17 protein-coding genes are annotated in these 16963 nt (G+C 70.2%); 8 read left to right on the top strand and 9 right to left on the bottom strand.

What is annotated here, in order from left to right; all coding sequences use genetic code 11:
* Nucleotides 1-121 precede the first annotated feature (121 nt).
* Both QRX60_RS28690 and QRX60_RS28685 read right to left on the bottom strand, forming a co-directional pair.
* Nucleotides 122-595 carry a hemerythrin domain-containing protein gene (locus QRX60_RS28690; protein ID WP_285994533.1) on the bottom strand — a complete coding sequence of 158 codons (474 nt, stop codon included), beginning with the start codon at nt 593-595 and terminating at the stop codon, nt 122-124.
* The gene (locus tag QRX60_RS28685) at nt 588-1778 is read right to left on the bottom strand and encodes an MFS transporter (protein ID WP_286003720.1); all 1191 of its coding nucleotides are present in this window, start codon (nt 1776-1778) and stop codon (nt 588-590) included. Before QRX60_RS28685 ends, QRX60_RS28690 begins: the two co-directional genes overlap by 8 nt.
* A gap of 314 nt (nt 1779-2092) precedes the next feature.
* On the opposite strand from QRX60_RS28685, the gene QRX60_RS28680 reads away from it, so the two are divergent.
* Both QRX60_RS28680 and QRX60_RS28675 read left to right on the top strand, forming a co-directional pair.
* A complete protein-coding gene (locus tag QRX60_RS28680; protein ID WP_285994532.1) occupies nt 2093-4675 on the top strand; it encodes a multicopper oxidase domain-containing protein in 2583 nt (860 codons plus the stop codon).
* Nucleotides 4672-5121 carry a hypothetical protein gene (locus QRX60_RS28675; protein WP_285994531.1) on the top strand — a complete coding sequence of 150 codons (450 nt, stop codon included), beginning with the start codon at nt 4672-4674 and terminating at the stop codon, nt 5119-5121. Before QRX60_RS28680 ends, QRX60_RS28675 begins: the two co-directional genes overlap by 4 nt.
* A 565-nt stretch (nt 5122-5686) precedes the next feature.
* On the opposite strand, the gene QRX60_RS28670 is transcribed toward QRX60_RS28675, so the two are convergent.
* A protein-coding gene (locus tag QRX60_RS28670) for an IS5 family transposase (protein WP_408630145.1) occupies nt 5687-6516 on the bottom strand; the annotation gives its coding sequence in 2 pieces (ribosomal slippage) (nt 5687-6162 and nt 6162-6516; 831 coding nt in all).
* Between the two features lie 146 nt (nt 6517-6662).
* Here QRX60_RS28670 and QRX60_RS28665 point away from each other — a divergent pair.
* A complete protein-coding gene (locus QRX60_RS28665) occupies nt 6663-6908 on the top strand; it encodes a hypothetical protein (RefSeq protein WP_285994529.1) in 246 nt (81 codons plus the stop codon).
* Between the two features lie 620 nt (nt 6909-7528).
* Here QRX60_RS28665 and QRX60_RS28660 read toward each other — a convergent pair.
* Both QRX60_RS28660 and QRX60_RS28655 read right to left on the bottom strand, forming a co-directional pair.
* Nucleotides 7529-8284, bottom strand: a complete 756-nt coding sequence (locus QRX60_RS28660) for a hypothetical protein (RefSeq protein WP_285994528.1) — start codon at nt 8282-8284, stop codon at nt 7529-7531.
* Complete coding sequence (locus tag QRX60_RS28655; RefSeq protein ID WP_285994527.1) at nt 8281-9198, bottom strand: RNA polymerase sigma factor; 918 nt, start codon at nt 9196-9198, stop codon at nt 8281-8283. Before QRX60_RS28655 ends, QRX60_RS28660 begins: the two co-directional genes overlap by 4 nt.
* 247 nt (nt 9199-9445) lie before the next feature.
* Here QRX60_RS28655 and QRX60_RS28650 point away from each other — a divergent pair, with 247 nt between their 5' ends.
* From QRX60_RS28650 to QRX60_RS28635, 4 genes are all read left to right on the top strand, one after another.
* Entirely contained in the window at nt 9446-9865 is a 420-nt protein-coding gene (locus QRX60_RS28650; RefSeq protein WP_285994526.1) for a hypothetical protein, read from the top strand.
* Nucleotides 9866-9925: 60 nt separating this feature from the next.
* On the top strand, nt 9926-10522 hold the full coding sequence (locus QRX60_RS28645) for a DUF305 domain-containing protein (RefSeq protein WP_285994525.1): 597 nt from the start codon (nt 9926-9928) through the stop codon (nt 10520-10522).
* 82 nt (nt 10523-10604) lie between these two features.
* Nucleotides 10605-10967 carry a BlaI/MecI/CopY family transcriptional regulator gene (locus QRX60_RS28640; RefSeq protein WP_285994524.1) on the top strand — a complete coding sequence of 121 codons (363 nt, stop codon included), beginning with the start codon at nt 10605-10607 and terminating at the stop codon, nt 10965-10967.
* Nucleotides 10964-11893: a M56 family metallopeptidase gene (locus QRX60_RS28635; protein WP_285994523.1), complete on the top strand. Its 930-nt coding sequence runs from the start codon at nt 10964-10966 to the stop codon at nt 11891-11893. Before QRX60_RS28640 ends, QRX60_RS28635 begins: the two co-directional genes overlap by 4 nt.
* Nucleotides 11894-11954: 61 nt before the next feature.
* Here QRX60_RS28635 and QRX60_RS28630 read toward each other — a convergent pair whose 3' ends face one another.
* Nucleotides 11955-12344: a hypothetical protein gene (locus QRX60_RS28630; protein ID WP_286003881.1), complete on the bottom strand. Its 390-nt coding sequence runs from the start codon at nt 12342-12344 to the stop codon at nt 11955-11957.
* Here QRX60_RS28630 and QRX60_RS28625 point away from each other — a divergent pair.
* Nucleotides 12274-13326 carry a C40 family peptidase gene (locus tag QRX60_RS28625; RefSeq protein ID WP_285994522.1) on the top strand — a complete coding sequence of 351 codons (1053 nt, stop codon included), beginning with the start codon at nt 12274-12276 and terminating at the stop codon, nt 13324-13326. The genes QRX60_RS28630 and QRX60_RS28625 overlap by 71 nt on opposite strands.
* A gap of 225 nt (nt 13327-13551) precedes the next feature.
* On the opposite strand, the gene QRX60_RS28620 is transcribed toward QRX60_RS28625, so the two are convergent.
* The 3 genes from QRX60_RS28620 to QRX60_RS28605 all read right to left on the bottom strand — a co-directional run bounded on the left by QRX60_RS28620 (nt 13552) and on the right by QRX60_RS28605 (nt 16682).
* Nucleotides 13552-13782, bottom strand: a complete 231-nt coding sequence (locus QRX60_RS28620; protein ID WP_285994521.1) for a hypothetical protein — start codon at nt 13780-13782, stop codon at nt 13552-13554.
* Between the two features lie 159 nt (nt 13783-13941).
* Nucleotides 13942-14148 carry a hypothetical protein gene (locus tag QRX60_RS28610; protein ID WP_285994520.1) on the bottom strand — a complete coding sequence of 69 codons (207 nt, stop codon included), beginning with the start codon at nt 14146-14148 and terminating at the stop codon, nt 13942-13944.
* Nucleotides 14145-16682, bottom strand: coding sequence for a heavy metal translocating P-type ATPase (locus tag QRX60_RS28605; protein ID WP_285994519.1), 2538 nt, complete (start codon nt 16680-16682; stop codon nt 14145-14147). Before QRX60_RS28605 ends, QRX60_RS28610 begins: the two co-directional genes overlap by 4 nt.
* Nucleotides 16683-16963 lie beyond the last annotated feature (281 nt).

Here is a 16963-nt window from a genome sequence, read left to right as displayed (position 1 = left end):
GGGCGGGGCTCGGCTTCGCTGGTCACCGTGTCGTACCTCCTGGCCAGGGCGAGGCGGGTCGATCAACCGGACTCCCCGACCGTAGTGGCCCGGGGCTCGGTGGCGCAGGTCTTGCTTTCGGTCAGTGCCTGTGTTCGGCCAACCCGGTCCCGACGCGGCGGCGGACTTCGTCGATCGCCTCCCAGTCGGCCGTGGCGAGGTGACTCAGGGCCGCGGGGAAGACGCCGTCCTGCTCGGCGAGGATGTGCTCGCGCAGCAGGTGCAGCGCCTCGAGCAGCCGGGCCGGCCAAGTGGCGTCGGCCGGCACCCCGCCGGCCGCCTCGCCGAGCACCGCTTCGATGACGCGGTGCTGGCTGGTCAGTTCGGCGACGTGCTCGGGAAAGTCGGCGGCCAGCGCCGGGAACAGCCCGTGCTCCTCGACGGCGGTGTGCGGGCCGAGGATCGTCGTGATCCGGCCGGCCAGTTCCGCCATCTTCGCCACGGCACCCTCGGCGTGCGCGGCGCGGACGTGGCTGATCAGCGTCACGACCTCGTCGTGTTCCCGGGTCAGGTCCGCGATCGCGGTCAGGGACTGGCACCCGCAGTACTCACACATGGTCGGCTCCTGCCTCGGCGTGCTGGTGGGCGCGTAGCGAGCGTCGCACAATGGTCGCGGTGAAGGCGAGGGTGGCCGCGGCGACCACGGCGAGTGCCGTCAGACCGAGCGCGTAGGAGCCGAAGGCGCCGTAGAGGGCGCCCATGACCAGCGGCGGGATGAACCCGCCGAGCCCGCCCGCGGCGCCGACGACGCCGGTGATCGAGCCGACCTTGTTCCCCGGCGCCAAGAGCGCGACCAGCGCGAACACCGCTCCGCTGCCCGCGCCGAGCGCGGCGGCCATGGCCAGGAACGCGATCGTGCCCAGCGGCATCAGCGCCGGGTCGAACGCCTGCACCGCGGCGCCGGCCGCCACCACGGCGAACACGGCGATCAGGACGCGGATGGCGCCGATTCGGTCGGACAGCCAGCCGCCCGCCGGGCGCATCAGGACCGCGAGCAGCACGAACCCGGCCATCCGGTTCGCGGCGTCGGCCTGGGTGAGCCCGTACGCGGTCTTGAGGTAGGCGGGCAGGTAGACGGAGAACGCGACGTACCCGCCGAACGCGACCGCGTACAGCCAGGACGCCTGCCACGTCACCGGCAACCGCGCGGTGTCGGCCAAGCGGCGGGTCAGCGGTTCGGTGGGCACCACCCGGCCCGGCGCGTCCCGCAGCAGCAACGCCGCGACGATCGCGTAGACCGCCAGGACGGCCGCGGTAACGACGAACGGGGTCGCCACCCCGCTTCCCTTGACCAACGGCACGGTGGTCAGCGCGCTGATGGCGGTGCCGCCCATGCCGGCGCCGAAGATCCCGATCGCCAGCCCGCGCCGCTGCGGCGGGAACCACGCGTTGACGAACGGGACCCCGACCGCGAACGCGGTCCCGCCCAGCCCCAGGAAGAACCCGCCGGCCAGGAGCGCGGCCAGCGATCCGTGCCCGAGCAGGCCGAGGAACAGCACCGGCACGATCGTCAGCGCCGAGATGGCCGGGAACATCACCCGCCCGCCGAACCGGTCGGTCAGCGCGCCCACCGGGATGCGGCCCAGCGACCCGACCACCACCGGCACGGCGACCAGCAGCGCCTGCTGGAACGCCGTCAGCTGCAGCGAGTCCTTGAACAGCGGACCGAGGGGGCTCAGCAGCGCCCACGCCCAGAAGTTGATCGCGAACCCGGTCGTGGCCAGCGTCAGCATCAGCATCCGGCGCCCGGTCGTGACCGGTGCGTCCCCCGGTGTGGGTGGCGGGGAGTCCTGCGGTCGCGTCGGTGTCGCGTCCGTCGCGTGGCGGGGGGTGCGGTGTGGCGAGGTCATCGGCGTCTCAGCTCGTCGTCGGCCCGGTCGGATTCAGCCGCCGCTCCTGCGACGAGCACACCCAGCGTCGGTGATCTGCCGGCAGGCAAATAGGGGCGACGGCCTTTCCCCGAAAGGACCAACGTCCCTACCCGGGTGCACCGGCCGCCGGGTTCCCTGAACGGCGTGAACCAGACCGGGGTAACCGACAGCCGGGGTGGCCGGTGACGCAGTTCGTCGACCTCGCCCCGCCGCCGGCGCGGGCTGAAGGCGCCGGTCGTCGCCCGGGTCCGCGGGGGCCGGTGTTCGTGTGGGCCAACGTCGTGGTGCTCGGCTGGCTGACGGTGGCCGTCGGCCTGCTCGCCGCGCACCAGCTGCTCGGCCTGCCGGGCTGGGTGGCGCTGCACGCCCTGCTGCTCGGAGCGGCGACCAACGCGATCGTGATCTGGTCGGAGCACTTCGTCGTGACGCTGTGCCGGGTGCCCGGCCCGCCGCCACGGCGGCTCGCGCTCGGCCTGACCGCGCTGAACCTGTTCGTCGTCACCACGATCGTCGGGGTGACGATCGACATCACGGCGCTGGCCGGCGTCGGCGGGACCGGCGTCGCGGCGATCGCCGCCGTGCACACCGTCCACCTGCTGCGCCTGCGCAAAGCCTCACTGCCGGGCCGGTTCGGCTACCTGATCGGCTTCTACGCCGCCGCGAGCGCGGCGCTGGTCGCCGTCGCCGTGCTCGGTGCCGGACTCGCGATCGGCGCCGCGGACTGGTACGCCCGGTTGTGGGCGGCGCACGTGCACCTCGCGCTCCTGGGCTGGATCGGGTTGTCCGTGCTCGGCACGCTGTTCACCCTCTGGCCGACCACCACCGGCACGCGGATCACCGCCGGCGGCCTCAAGGCCGCGCGACGAGCGTTGCCCACGCTGACCGCTGGGCTGCTTCTCGCCGTCGGCGGCATGCTGACGGCGAACGTGTGGGTGACCGTGGCGGGGTTGGCCTGCTACGCCGCCGGAACCGTCCTCGTGATCGTTCCGCTGCGGCCCGCCGGCCGGATCAGCGGCCCGGCGGCGTGGATGCTCGCCGCCGCGACCGGGTGGGTCGCGATCGCGGTGCTGCTCGACGCGACCCGGCTGGTCCTGGCCGGATCGGTCGACGCGCTGCCCGAGATCGTCGGCACCGTCATGCCGGTCCTGGCCGTCGGCTTCACGGCCCAGGTTCTCGTCGGCGCGCTGACCCAGCTGCTGCCGGTCGTGCTGGGCCGCGGTCCGGCCGAACACAAAGCCGTCGCCGGGATCCTGGCGCGCGGCTGGCAGCTGCGGACCGTCGCGGCCAACGTCGCCGTCCCCCTGGTCGCCGCCGGCTTGCCGGAACCACTGCCCCGGATCGGCTGGGCGCTCGCGGGGCTCAGCGCCGCCACCTTCGTCACCTTGGCGTTGCGCGTGGCGGTGCCCGTCGCGCGGCGGGGTGCGCTCGACCTCGAACCCGGCCCGCAGCCGCCTCGAGGCACGACCACCGGGGTCCTGGCCGGGCTGATCGTCGTCGTGGTCGCCACGGCGCTGGCCACCAGCGGCCGGAACTCCCCCGCCCCCACCACGGTCTCCGGCGCGGAGCACACCGTCGAGGTGACGCTCGGCGGGATGCGGATCCTGCCCGGCACCATCGACGTCCCGGCCGGCTCCCGCCTGGTGCTCCGAGTGACCAACCAGGACGCGATGGTGCACGACCTGCGCCTGGACACCGGGGAGCACACACCCCGGCTCGCCCGGGGCGAAACCGCGTTGCTCGACGTCGGGCCGGTGAGCGGTGACCGGCAGGCCTGGTGCGACGTGGCTGGGCACCGCGCCGCCGGGATGAAGCTGAGCATCCGCGTCCAAGGCGGCCACCAGCACACCCCGGCGACCCCGGACAGCGAGAACGGCACCGCCGCGGTCCCCGGGCTCGATCTGGCCGCCGACCCCTCACCGGGCTGGGTTCCCCGCGACGCCACGCTCGCTCCCTCGACCGGCACCGTGCACCGGATCGAGCTCCGCGTCGGCGAACGCGACGTGGAGGTCGCGCCCGGGCGACGGGAGCGCCGCTGGACCTTCGGCGGCACGACCCCCGGCCCCACCCTGCGCGGCAAGGTGGGCGACCGGTTCGAGATCACCCTGGTCAACGACACCGCCATGGGCCACGGCATCGACTTCCACGCCGGCGCCCTCGCACCGGACGGGCCGATGCGCACTCTCGCCCCCGGCGAACGCCTGGTCTACCGATTCACCGCGCAGCGGGCCGGGGCCTGGCTGTACCACTGCAGCACCATGCCGATGTCCCAGCACATCGCGAACGGCATGTACGGCGCGGTGATCATCGACCCGCCCGGCCTCCCCGCCGTGGACCGCGAGTACGTCCTGGTCGGTTCCCAGCTCTACCTCGGCGACCCCGGCAGCGATTCCCAGGTCGCCAAGATCCGGGCCGGGCAACCCGACGGGTGGATGTTCAACGGCACGGCCGCCCAGTACGACCACGCCCCGCTCGTCGCCCGCACCCGGGAGCGGGTGCGGATCTGGGTGGTCAACGCGGGCCCCGGTGACACCACCTCGTTCCACGTCGTCGGCGCCCAGTTCGACACCCTCTACAAGGAAGGCGGCTGGCTGCTGCGCCCCACCGACACCGCCGGCGGCGCCCAGGCGCTGGACCTGGCACCCGCGCAAGGCGGCTTCGTCGAGCTCACCTTCCCCGAACCCGGTCACTACCCCTTCGTCGACCACGACATGCGGCATGCCGAAAACGGCGCCCACGGCAGCATCACCGTCACGGAGCACCCGTGATCGACATCTGGACCATCCTCCGGTTCCTGCACGTCCTCGGCGCCATCGTCTGGGTCGGCGGCCAGCTGACCATCACCGTCGTCGTGCTGCCGCCCGTACGCCGAGCACTCGCCGCGGCCGACCGGGCCGACGTGCTGCGCGCGGTGGGCAAACGGTTCGCGATCATCACGTTCACCACGTTCCTGCCAGTCCAGCTCACCACCGGCATCCTGCTCGCCGGCCGGCACGGCGTCACCTGGGCCTCGCTCCTGCAACCCGGCTACGGCCGGATGCTTGCCACGAAGCTGCTGCTGTTCGCGGTGGTCATGGCCGCCGCGAGCGTCCACGGCGTCGCCCAGGCCAAAGGGCAGCCGGGCACAGCCAGAGCCGCGTCCATCACCGCGCTGATCGGCTCGCTCGGCGTCGTTCTGCTCGCCACCGGACTCGTCGAAGGGTCCGCAAGCTGATCGCACACCCAGCGGCGTCCGTGCGGCTTGTCCTCGAGTCCGGTGACCACCGACCCGGACACTTCGTCGCGTCGGGGCGGGCCGCGTTCACCGTGAACGCGTGTCACTTTCCGTAGCCTCGCCACGCGTTCTGGGTGCTTCCCCTCGAAGTGGCAACCAAGACGCCACGGCCTCACAGCGGCACCGATGCCATCAGGCCCCTGCGGCCGGTTGCTGAATCCGTCGCCCTGTACTCGGAGGCAGTCGCTCTCGTCACGCAGTTCCGAGCGTGAGACGCCGTCCTCCGCGCGCTCGGCTTCGTTGATCGCGGTGTGGCTGCGCGAGCCGGGCAGGCATCAGCCGAGGGCCGAACGAGCACCACTTCTTCGTCTTCGACGAACCCGTCACCGCGCGTTCTCGGCTGGCGAGTGGCCGCACAGCACGCGCCACACCAGCTGCCCGCCTGCATAATGCTGGCCGCCGGCGGTCACGCTCGCCGACGTAACACACAGGCACTTCACCAGTTCTGGCTTGCAATTTTCCGACAGGCACCTTTTTCAAGCCGCACTGCAACTAAGAGGTTGTCTCATGTGGTGAGTTTGCGGAGTCTCTTGTAGCACGTGAGGCTGGCTCCGAGAATGAGGAAGGCAAGGAAGTGCTCAGCTTTGCGTTCGTAGCGCAACGTGAGGCGCCGGTATCCGGTGAACCAGGCCATCGTTCGTTCGATCACCCAGCGGTGCCGGCCGAGCTTGTCCTTGGATTCGATGCCTTTGCGGGCGATGCGGACCTTGATGCCGCGGTCGCGGACCCAGCGCCGCAGGCCGGGCTGGTCGTAGGCCTTGTCGGCGTGCAGCTTGGCCGGCTTGCGCCGCCGCGGACCACGACGGGACTTGATCGCCGGGATCGCCATCACCAGCGGTCTGAGGGCGTGGCTGTCGTGGGTGTTGGCCGCGGAGACGGCGACGGCAAGCGGCAGCCCGGCGCGATCGGACAGGGCATGGATCTTCGAGCCGGGCTTGCCGCGGTCGACTGGGCTGGGCCCGGTCAGAGATCCCCCCTTTTGGCCCGCACGCAGGCACCGTCCACGATCGCGCGGCTCCAGTCGATGAGGCCCTGGCTGCCGAGCTCGTCCAATAGCGCATGATGCAAGCGTCGCCACAGCCCGGCTTTGGTCCACTGACCGAAGCGGCGGTGCGCGGTTTGGAACGGCACCCCGAACGACGGCGGCAGATCCCGCCACGCACATCCACTGGTCAGCACATACACAATCGCCGTGAACACCGCGCGAGCGTCCACCGGCGCCGTGCCACCACCCTGCGGACGCGGCGCGAATACCGGGATCAACGGCTCCACCAACGCCCACAGCTCGTCCGGCACCAACCGCAGCGACAACCGATCCACCACAGCCAAGATCATCGCTTACCAGCGCCCGATCACCACGTAAGACACGCTCTAAATGACCGCTGTATTGACGAATCTCAAATTTCTTTCCGGTCACGAACCAGCGAATTACCGTTCGTCCGGCTACCATTGCCGCAAAGCCGTTTCGAGGGGACTCACCGATGTCAGCGAAGGCCTTTCCCGAACCCGCCGCACCACGACCCGAGGTGGCCACCCTCCGCCGAGAGCGAAACCGCTGGCTGCGCCGGGAAGCGAACCTTGCTCTTGCCTGCAACGGAGCGGACGAGACCGCGAAACAGCAGGCCCGGACGGCTCAACTCGTGCTCACCTACGCCCTCGCGGTCATCGAGCAACACCCCGGCACCGTCGGGTCCTTCGCCGACCTCACACAGCAATCCGCGGGATAATGCCGAGGTTTGCCGCGGCACCCCGGTCCTGCGAAGAGGAAACAGCCGGACGGCAGTCAACCGGGCATGTCGGTCCGGGTAATGCGCCCCCAGGACGGCGGGTCCAGCCTGAAGCCTCGGCCACGTGACCGGAACCACCGAACGAAGCAGGGTTCTCCGGGGAAATTTCGGCAATCGAAAATGAACCACACCGAGCACTTCGTTTGAATTCCGCCGAGCGACCCGATTGCTTACCTCCCGGCAACCGTTCGTCATCCACTCGGAAATCTGTGACCGCCGGAGGATGGATCGGTACGGCGATGTCGCCGCAATGGACGACCAGCGCCTCGCGATCGACATCGATCACGAGGGCAGTCGTTCGGTATGTCGGAATCGGTCGCGACGTTTCCAGCCGGGGCCGGACGGTCTTCGGAAGCGAGTGGCGGTCTCCCGCCGGTGGGGCGGGAGACCGCCACCCGCTTCTCAGCCGGTGACTCTCCGGGGGAGGGAAGAGTCACCGAGGTCGTGAGTGGAGTGTGTGCCTCCCACGGCACTCTGCACTCACGACGGTGCGGCGTACCCCGACAAGGCGCGCGCACCCGCCGACTGCCTGCCCGCGAACCGGGTCAGGCCTCGGCGCGTCAGGGGTGGGTGGGTTTGGTGACGGGCGGCACGGTCTTGTGCGTGTCACCCTGCCCCTCGGTCGGATGGGGCTGCGCAGGGTGGTCGTTCGCGGCCGGAGGCGGGGTGGTCACGGCGCCCCGGGAGGCGTGATCGGTGTCGGCAAGGACCTTCGTGCAGTAGGCGTCGACCTTGTCCTTGCCGCCCGCGGTGGTGATCAGCACGGTGAATGCGGGGTTCTCCAAGGCTTTTCCGTGATCCGACCCGGCGCCGGCGGTATAGGCGTGACACAGCCCGATCAGTGAGGGAGTCGGGGACCCGCTGGGCGCGGCCTCGTTGCCCGTCGCCCCGCCATGCGAGGACTCGGCCGCCTCCATTCTCGACACACTCGACGTGGCCGACGCAGCAGTCGTTGCCGACGTACTCGCCGAGTGCGAGTCCGGCGAACCGGGCAGGTTGCCGGTCGCCGCGACCGCGGCGACACCTCCGACGGTCACGGCTGCGGCCGCGGCGGCCGCCACCGCGAACTTGGCCGCGATCAGTTTCGCCAGCATGGTCTTGATCATCGAACGTCTCCGGGGTCGAGGGGCGGGGGCGAGACGAGCGGCCCGGAACGCCGCGACCGCGGCCTGTTCCCCACGCAGTCCACCCTCACTCGCCGCCCCGGCCGCGGCGGCGAGCAAAGCGTTCAGCGCGTGGTCGCGCCCGCCCGGTGCGCCGTCGAGGATTTCCTCGGCGGTCCGCCGGTCGAGTCGTCGAGAACGGTTCATGCTCATCTCGCCTCCTTCAGCGTCGACGCCTTCGTTTCTGTCACACCGGCTTCGGACCTGCGGCTTTGGCGCACCTCTCGAGGTGGCAACCGCTCGGCCAGCGTGCGCAGGCCCCGGTAGGCCGCGGTGCGCACCGCGCCAGGACGTTTGCCCAGCACCTTGGCCGCAGCGGGCGCGTCGAGGCCCATCACGACCCGCAGGAGAACCGCTTCGGCCTGATCACGAGGCAGTTTCGCGATCAAGGCGAGTGCCGCGTCGGTGCCGATCGCGTCGACGGCCGACCCGGCGGTGTCCTCGCGTCCAGGCACGTCGGCAAGCTCTTCGACCCGCTCCACGCCCACCGGGCGCCGGCGCTGGTTTCGCAGGTGATCGAGGGCCCGGTGCCGGGCGATGGTCGCCGCCCAGCCACGGAAGCCGTCCAGATCGCCGCGGAACTTTCCCAGGTCCCGCGCAACCTGCAGCCAGGCCTCCGACGCGACGTCCTCGGCTTCGTCGTGGACCAGGACTCGCAGGTACCGCAGCAAACCCGGTTGGACGGCCCGGTACAGCACGCGAAATGCGTCGTCGTCACCGCCCCGCGCGGCGTCCAGCGCGGCCGACGGGCTCATGACCACCGGCTCCGAGGGATTCCGCCCCGGTTGGTTCTCCGGGACGGCCGGACCGTCACCGTGGCGGATCGACACCAGCGTATTCACCACCTTTGCCAAGGCCCCACCACAGACCCGCGACATCATGGTCCACGGACCGCCGCCGCGGAACCCCACCTCGACGGCGATGCTCGCCACATCCCGGCTTGACGCCGGTGAATTCCCAACACCACGGCCGCCGACGGCCTGCTCGCCCTCGAAGGGCGGCGATCTACTATTTGCTATAGTATCGGGAGCGCGCTGCAGGGCAATCGCACGGTGCCGCTCACGCACCCGCGCCGGCCCCTCCCCCTCGAGCCGGCGCGCCGGCAGGCGCGGATCTCACAGATCCGCGCCTGCCACCACGATCACCTTTCTCGGCGCACGATTAACAACTACGTCGGGTACCGGTCTTCCGGTCCTGAACCGGCCCGCACGCGCGTCCGTGTGGCAAAGCAGTCCCCGAATCCAGCCCAGACCACCGGGAAGAGCGGAGAACGACGTCCGTCATGGAGCTACGCGCGGTTGATACGGTGGCGCCGTGACGGTGAACCGGCTCGGCAAGGTACAGCAGCTCATCCTGCTGTGCGCGCTTGCCGTGAGCGTCGTCGCGATGCACCACTTCAGCGTGGCCGTCGGCAGGCCCGGCGCCGCAGGGATGACTGCGACCCAGGCAATGTCAGAAGTGGGACTGGAAGCGGTGGCTGCTCCACCGATGAGCGGCTCCGGCGAACACGATCCGGGCATGCCGAACCGCATGCAGGACATGCTGCACCTCTGCCTGGCCGTGCTGTGCGCGGCCGGCGCGCTTCTCCTGGCACTGGTCGCTTTCCTGGGTCTCTCGTGGTTCACCACGAGGTTTCCCCGGTCGCCCCAGTTCCACGGCTCGCCGCGGAGGGGACGTCCGCCCGACGGATGCGGCCGAAGCATCCTGACTTCTCTGTGCGTACTGCGCACGTGATCGACCCGGCCTCACACAGTCCCGTCGATTCACGTACAACAGCACAGAGAAGGATTTGTCGTGCGCAAAAACATCATCATCAGCGGTATTGCCCTGACCTCTGCCGTGCTTCTCGGCGCATGCAGTAGCAACGACTCGACGCCCGGAACGGACCACAGTTCGCCGGCTCCTGCTCCGTCTCCGTCCGCGCTGGCCGCCGCCGATCACAACACCGAAGACGCCACGTTCGCCCAGCAGATGGTCCCGCACCACAGCCAGGCCCTCGACATGGCGAAACTGGTCCCGTCGCGCAGCACCAATCCGAAGGTGATCGATCTCGCGAGCCGGATCGAAAGGGCCCAGGGCCCCGAAATCCGGCAGATGCAGAGCTGGCTGACCGCCTGGGGTGCCGACATGCCCGGTATGCCGGGCATGAACGGCTCGATGCCCGGCATGATGTCCGGTACCGACTTGACGAAGCTCGAGGGCGCCGAGGGCACCGAGTTCGACAAGATGTGGCTGGACATGATGATCAGGCACCACCAGGGTGCGGTCGACATGGCCAAGGCCGAACTCTCCACGGGCAGCAACGTCGACGCGAAGGCGCTCGCTCAGAAGATCATCGACGCCCAGGAGGCGGAGATCACCGAGATGCAGGAGCTGCTCACCCAGAGCTGATCACCGATCGCCGGGGCGGCGGCCGCCCCGGCGATCATCGGCAGCCTCAAGCGCAGGAAGTATCCTTGCCCGTGGAGGTGTCATGCTGGGACTGGGCGAGCTCGAAGCGTCGGTGATGGACGTGCTCTGGAACGCGGCCGAACCGCTGCGTGTCCGCCAGGTGCTCGACGAGCTCAACCGGCATCGCGACCTGGCGTACACCACGGTGATGACCGTCCTGGACAACCTGCACCGGAAGGGCTGGGTCGTCCGCGACCTGGAGAATCGCGCCTACCACTACCTCGCCGTCACCACCCGCGAGGAAGCCACCGCGCAGAGCCTGCGGCAGGTGCTCGACTCCGTCGACGACCGCGAGTCGGTGCTGCTGCACTTCGTCAGCACGGCGACCGACGAGGAGTCGGACATCCTCCGCAGGGCGCTGCGCCGGAAGCCGAGACGGCGGTGATCCTCGCGGCTGCCCTGCTGCTCGGAACCATCGTGGTCGGCTGGTGGTCTCCGGGGCTGTTGAGCAGGCTGGCCGCGAGGGTCGCCCCCGGGACGGCGATCGCCTGCTGGCTGCTGACCGCAATCGGCGTGCTCGCCGGAACGGTCGCCGGCGTACTGCTCCTCGTCCTGCCGGGTCATGGCCCGGCCGACGCGGTCATCCGGCTGTTCCACGACTGCTGGTCGGCGGCGAACCACGACGACCTTCCCGGCCTCGACCCGCTCGTCGGGGCTGTCTCGGGCACCGTGCTGGTCACCGCGCTCGGTCGGCTGGTGCTGGCCTCGCTGCGTCGTCGGCGACGGCGGCACGTCCTGCATCGGCGCCATTTGACCGCGCTGCAGCTCGTCGGCGCCCGCGACACCAGGCCGGTGCCCACGTTGTGGTTGCCAGAGGCTCGGCCGATCGCGTACAGCCTCGGCGGCCGCCGGGCGCTGGTGGTCGCCAGCGACGGGCTCGCCGCGCGACTGACGGAGCGCGAACTGCGAGCCGTGCTCGCGCACGAACGAGCCCACGTTCGCGGACATCACCATCTGCTCACCGGCTGGGCGGAAACACTGGGCCGGACGTTGCGGTTCATTCCGCTGATGCGTGAGCTGCCCGGAGCGATGGGGTTGCTCGTGGAACTGGCCGCCGACCAGGCAGCGGCCGCTCAATGCGGACGCGAACCACTCCGGTCTGCGCTCATGGCGATCCGGGCGATGGACGGGCCACCACGCGCCCTCGCGATGGCGGGCGGCGACACGGCCATCCGGCTGAACCGGCTCGACATCCACTCGTCTTCACCACCGCGGCTGACGGCCGTCGCCGGCGGCTTCGCCGCATTCCTCGCGCCGCCGGCGATCGCGGTGTTCCTGGTGCTGGTCACCAGCTTCATCGCCTGTCGCTGACCGGCCGACCGGCGGCTCCAGCGTCCGCCGGCAAGGCTACTATGCACTATAGCAGACAGTACTATGCGAGATAGCACAGCGTAACTTGGCTCCAGGTAAAGATTTCCTCGGGATAGAGGTGGACATCACCGGAGTCTTTTCGTAGCCTGACCGAGATCTCGCGGCAGCTGCCGTCGACCGGACGGCGACGCGGGATCGCCGCCGGAACGGCTTTCTCGGAAAGCCGGAAACCGGAACCACACCGCACCGCCTCACCTGACGTAGCTCGTGCCGTCCGAAGCAGCGCGGCCTGATACCCGGCGGGGACGACGAGTGGAGGCCCCACCTCCTCGTCCGCGGTTCCGGCCGGCGAGCGACGAGCAAAGGAGACCCGCGCGACCGTGCAGTCGCAACCCATCCGGCGTGTGGTTTCAGGCATCCTTGCGGCGACCTCGGTGATCCTCGTGATCACCGTCGCCCAGCCTTCGGCCACCGCCGCCCCTGTCCCCGCTCCGCAAGCTCCGCCGAGTTCCTCGGACGCCTTGGCCAAGTACCGCGAACTCGCGGCACAGGCCGAGAAGCTCAACGAGGATCTGCTCGAGGCGCAGAACGACCTCACGACCAAGCAAGGCGAACTCGACAAGGCCACCACCGACGTCAACGCCGCGAAGGACCAAGGCGCCGCGGCCACCGAGAACCAGAAGAAGTACCAGGCCGAGGTCGACCAGTTCGCCGGCGCATCCTTCACCAGCGGCGTCCAGCTGAACAAGCTCTCCGCGCTGCTGTCCGGCACGTCCGCTCAGGACTTCCTCGACCGGTCCTCGGCGCTCGAGGTGCTGGCCACGGACAAGAACGCCGCGATGAACAACCTCACCGGTGCCGTCCGGCAGGCCACTGACGCCACCACCAAGGCTTCGGACGCTGCAAAGCGGGCTCAGGACGCCCGCGACGCCGCGGCCAAGCTGACCGAGGACATCAAGGCCAAGCAGAAGACCCTCGACGACCAGATCGAGCAGGTCAAGTCCGCCGACAAGAGCCTGAGTGCTGCCGACAAAGCCGCCCAACGCGACACCGGCGGAAAGGCGCCCGACGTCAAGGCTCCGACGGCGGCCGCGCAGACCGCGGTCGATGCGGCGCTGAGCAGGCTGGGCAGCCCTTACGTCTGGGGCGCGACCGGGCCGGACTCGTTCGACTGCTCGGGCCTTCTGCTGTGGGCGTACAAGAAGGCCGGCATCACCCTGCCGCGCAACTCCGCAGCCCAAGCCCAGTACGGCACTCCGGTACCACGGGACCAGCTCCAGCCCGGCGACCTCGTGGCGTACTACTCGCCGGTGTCCCACATCGGGATGTACATCGGCGACGGCAAGATGGTCCACGCACCGACCAGCGGCGACGTCGTCAAGATCTCCCCACTGCAGAGCCAGTACGCCGGAGCGACTCGCCCCACGGCCTGACCTGCAGGACAACACCGGGGCGCCATCGCACTCTCGTGATGGCGCCCCGGTGTTGCGACGCGACACAGGGCCTACGTCACGGCTACGGCGTCAATCGTGGTGGGTCCGCTCGCCGGTCTCCTACCGGCAGTGTTACGCGGTGAGCTCGCGCTGATGCGAGCGCGGCGAGGCCCCTGCCGCGCCCCCGAATCCGATGCCGGGCGAACACGGTAACGGCGACGATCTTCAGGTCACCCGTGCGAGGAGGATGTCGGCCCCACGCTCGCCCAGCGCCAGGCAGCCAGGGCTGCACCGCCGAAACCAGGTGCGTGGCAAGGGCCAACGCCGCGGCAACGCTGAGTGCGACAGTCGTGCCGCGTGCAGGTCGGCCGCGCCGGACAGCGTGTCGACGGCGTCGAGCAACCGGATCAGCGCCGCGGTGCCATCGTCGGGCCGCGCGGTCACAGTGCTGGACATGACCACCGTGCTGCGCCTTGATGTCGACATGAAGTCAAGCGACGCGGACCTGAGCATCGGTGAGATCGCACAGTGATTCGGCCTGGCCACGCACGTGCTGCGGCACTGGGAGTCGATGGGCCTGCTGGCGCCGGCACAGGTCACGGCGTCACGTCGCCGCTACGGCTCCGCGGACCTCCACCGCGTCGCGGTCAGCCGGAACGTCTGCGTCCGGCCCGTGGCGCGGCGTCGGGCTTCCCTGTCGGCGACACGCGGGTCGGTGGGCTGGATCAGGGTCTCGGTGGCGCCGGTGCACGCGGACAGCACGCTCGTACCGGCCGCCAGGAGCTCGGCCCGAAGGAGGGTACGGCGGTCGAACATGGTCATCGCGTGGCCTGCTCGAGGTCGCCGGCACCGGTCTCCACCGGCCCTGGGCTCGTGGGCGGCGCCGCCGTCTGCAGTGATTCAGCCCGGTGGCGGAGGCGGTTGGCGTTGCCGACCACCGACAACGACGACAAGGCCATCGCAGCGGCGGCGATCATCGGCGAGAGCCGCAGCCCGAGCAGCGGGTAGAGCGTCCCAGCGGCGAGGGGAATGCCGACAGCGTTATAGATCAGCGCGAAGAACAGGTTCTGCCGGATGTTGCGCATGGTGGCCCGGGACAGCCGGATGGCGGTCACGACCCCGGCCAGGGAGCCGGAGATCAGCGTGATGTCGGCGGCTTCGATCGCGACGTCGGTGCCGGTGCCGATGGCGAGCCCGACATCGGCCTGCGCCAGCGCCGGCGCGTCGTTGATGCCATCACCGACCATGCCGACCCGGCGGCCTTCGCCCTGCAGGTGGCGGATCTCCTCGGCTTTGTGCTCGGGCAGTACCTCGGCCAGCACACTGGACACCCCGACCTGGCGGGCGATGGCCTCGGCGGTGCGCGCGTTGTCGCCGGTGATCATCACGACCTGCAGGCCGAGCGTGCGCAACGCGGCGATCGCGGCGATCGAGTCGTCCTTGAGGGTGTCCGCGACGGCGAGGACCCCTGCCGGGTGCCCGTCGACCGCGGCCAGGATCGGCGTCTTCCCTTCCTCGGACAGTCCGGTGGCGATCGGTTCCAGGACTCCGGTGTCGATTCCGGACTCGGTCAGCAGACGGGCCGTGCCGACGAGGACGGTCCGTCCGGCCACGACGGCGCGGACCCCCTTGCCGGTGATCGAGGTGAAGCTTTCCGCACCGGCGACGGCATGCCCGCGGTCGCCGGCTCCGGCTACGATCGCGGTGGCCAGCGGGTGTTCGCTGTCAGCCTCGGCGGCGGCCACCAAGGTGAGCAGTTCCGTCTCGGCCAGGCCTCCGACGACGTGGACGTCGGTGAGCGCGGGCTTGCCGGCGGTGATGGTGCCGGTCTTGTCCAGCACGATCGTGTCCAGCTTGTGCGCGGTCTCCAGCGCTTCGGCCGAGCGGATCAAGATGCCCGCCCTCGCCCCCTTCCCGGTGCCGACCATGATCGACAGCGGAGTCGCCAATCCGAGGGCGCACGGGCAAGCGATGATCAGCACCGCGACGGCAGCCACCAGCGCCTGCGTCAGCGCAGGAACCGGACCGGCCACGAACCAGACCGCGAAGGTGGCGACGGCCACCGCGATCACGGCCGGCACGAAGTACGCCGAGGCCGCGTCGGCCAGCCGCTGGATCGGCGCCTTCGAGGCCTGCGCTGCCTGCACCATCCGGACGATCTGCGCCAGCACGGTGTCCGCGCCGACCTTGGCCGCCCGTACCCGCAGGGACCCGGTCGTGTTGACCGTCGCGCCGATGACCGCGTCGCCGGCGTGCTTGGTCACCGGCATCGGCTCGCCGGTGACCATCGACTCGTCCACAGCGGACTGTCCGGAGAGGACAGTGGCGTCCACGGGGATCTTCTCGCCGGGCCGGATGAGTACTTCGTCACCGACCACGACCTGGTCGACCGGGATTTCGGTCTCCGCGCCGGCGCGCAGTACGCGGGCCGTGCGCGCCTGCAGGCCGAGCAGCGCGCGGATCGCTTCACCGGTACCGGCCTTGGCCCGGGCTTCGAGCAGCCGGCCCAGCATGATGAGGGTGATGATCACGCCGACCGCCTCGAAGTACACTTCGCGCACCTCGGCGGGCAGCAGCTCCGGGAAGAGCGTGACCAGCAGGCTGTAGCCGTAGGCGGCGACGGTGCCGAGCGTGATCAGGCTGTTCATGTCCGCGCTGCGGTGCGCCAGCGCGAGCCAGCCGGTGCGGTGAATGGGCCATCCCGCGTAGACCATCACCGGGGTGATCAGCACGAGCTGAAGCCAGTGGTTGAGCAGCACGCCCGGCACCCAGGTCCCACCGAACAACGCGCCGGCCATGACCGCGAACAGCACCGGGGCGGTCAGCACGGCGCCGATGGCCACCCGGCGGGTGAGATCGGCGAGCTCGGCGCGCCGCTCGGCGGCTTGCGTGGCTTCGGCCTCGACGGCGGAAGCAGTGGCGAGAGCGGGCCCTGCCGAAGACGTGGCGCCTTCGGGCTCACCTGGTGCGGTGCTGTGTGCGTCGGGGGTGACCACGAGAGTGCCGTGGACCATGTTCATACCGCAGGCGAACCCGAACTTCCCCGCGTCTCGCGGGGTGAATCGGACCGTCGTCCGCGTGCGTGCGGGCAGTGCGGCCGACAGGTGCAGGTCGGGAAAGACCACGCGGGACGTGCAGTCGCCTGTTTCTTGCCGATCGAACTCGATCTCTACCGGTACGCCCGCGCGAACCTGGAGAACGCTCGGACTGTAGCCGCCCCGGACGGTCACCTGGAGCCGCTGCACCCCGCCGCTCACTGCTGCGGTGCGTGCACGCCGCGGAGCGAAGAAGTACCACCCCAACGCGGCGACGGCCGCGGCGGCGCCCACCACGACGACGACGTCAACACCCGACATGATCGACTCCTCGGCTGCAGAAAGGGATTCGGATCAGGCTTGTCCAGAACTGCTGCGGCCGCAGCGGTGTGACGCTCGCGGCGCCGAGCGAAACCGGCACCGGCACCGGCACCGGCACCGGCACCGGCCGATCACGACCAGGGCCGGCAACCGGCGGGCGACCTGTCCGCATGGAGCCCCCCGCGGCTCCTCACCTCCACAATCGGTGCAGGGGTCCACTGTTCGCGCGCATACCCTCCTGAGGTAGGGACCTTCGACATCCCGCACGGGGCATGAGGTCC

The sequence above is a fragment of the Amycolatopsis mongoliensis genome, from assembly GCF_030285665.1.
GTDB classification, from domain to species: Bacteria; Actinomycetota; Actinomycetes; order Mycobacteriales; family Pseudonocardiaceae; genus Amycolatopsis; species Amycolatopsis mongoliensis.
Note: the sequence above shows the minus strand (reverse complement) of the source record. Positions and strands in the feature narration are given on the sequence as shown.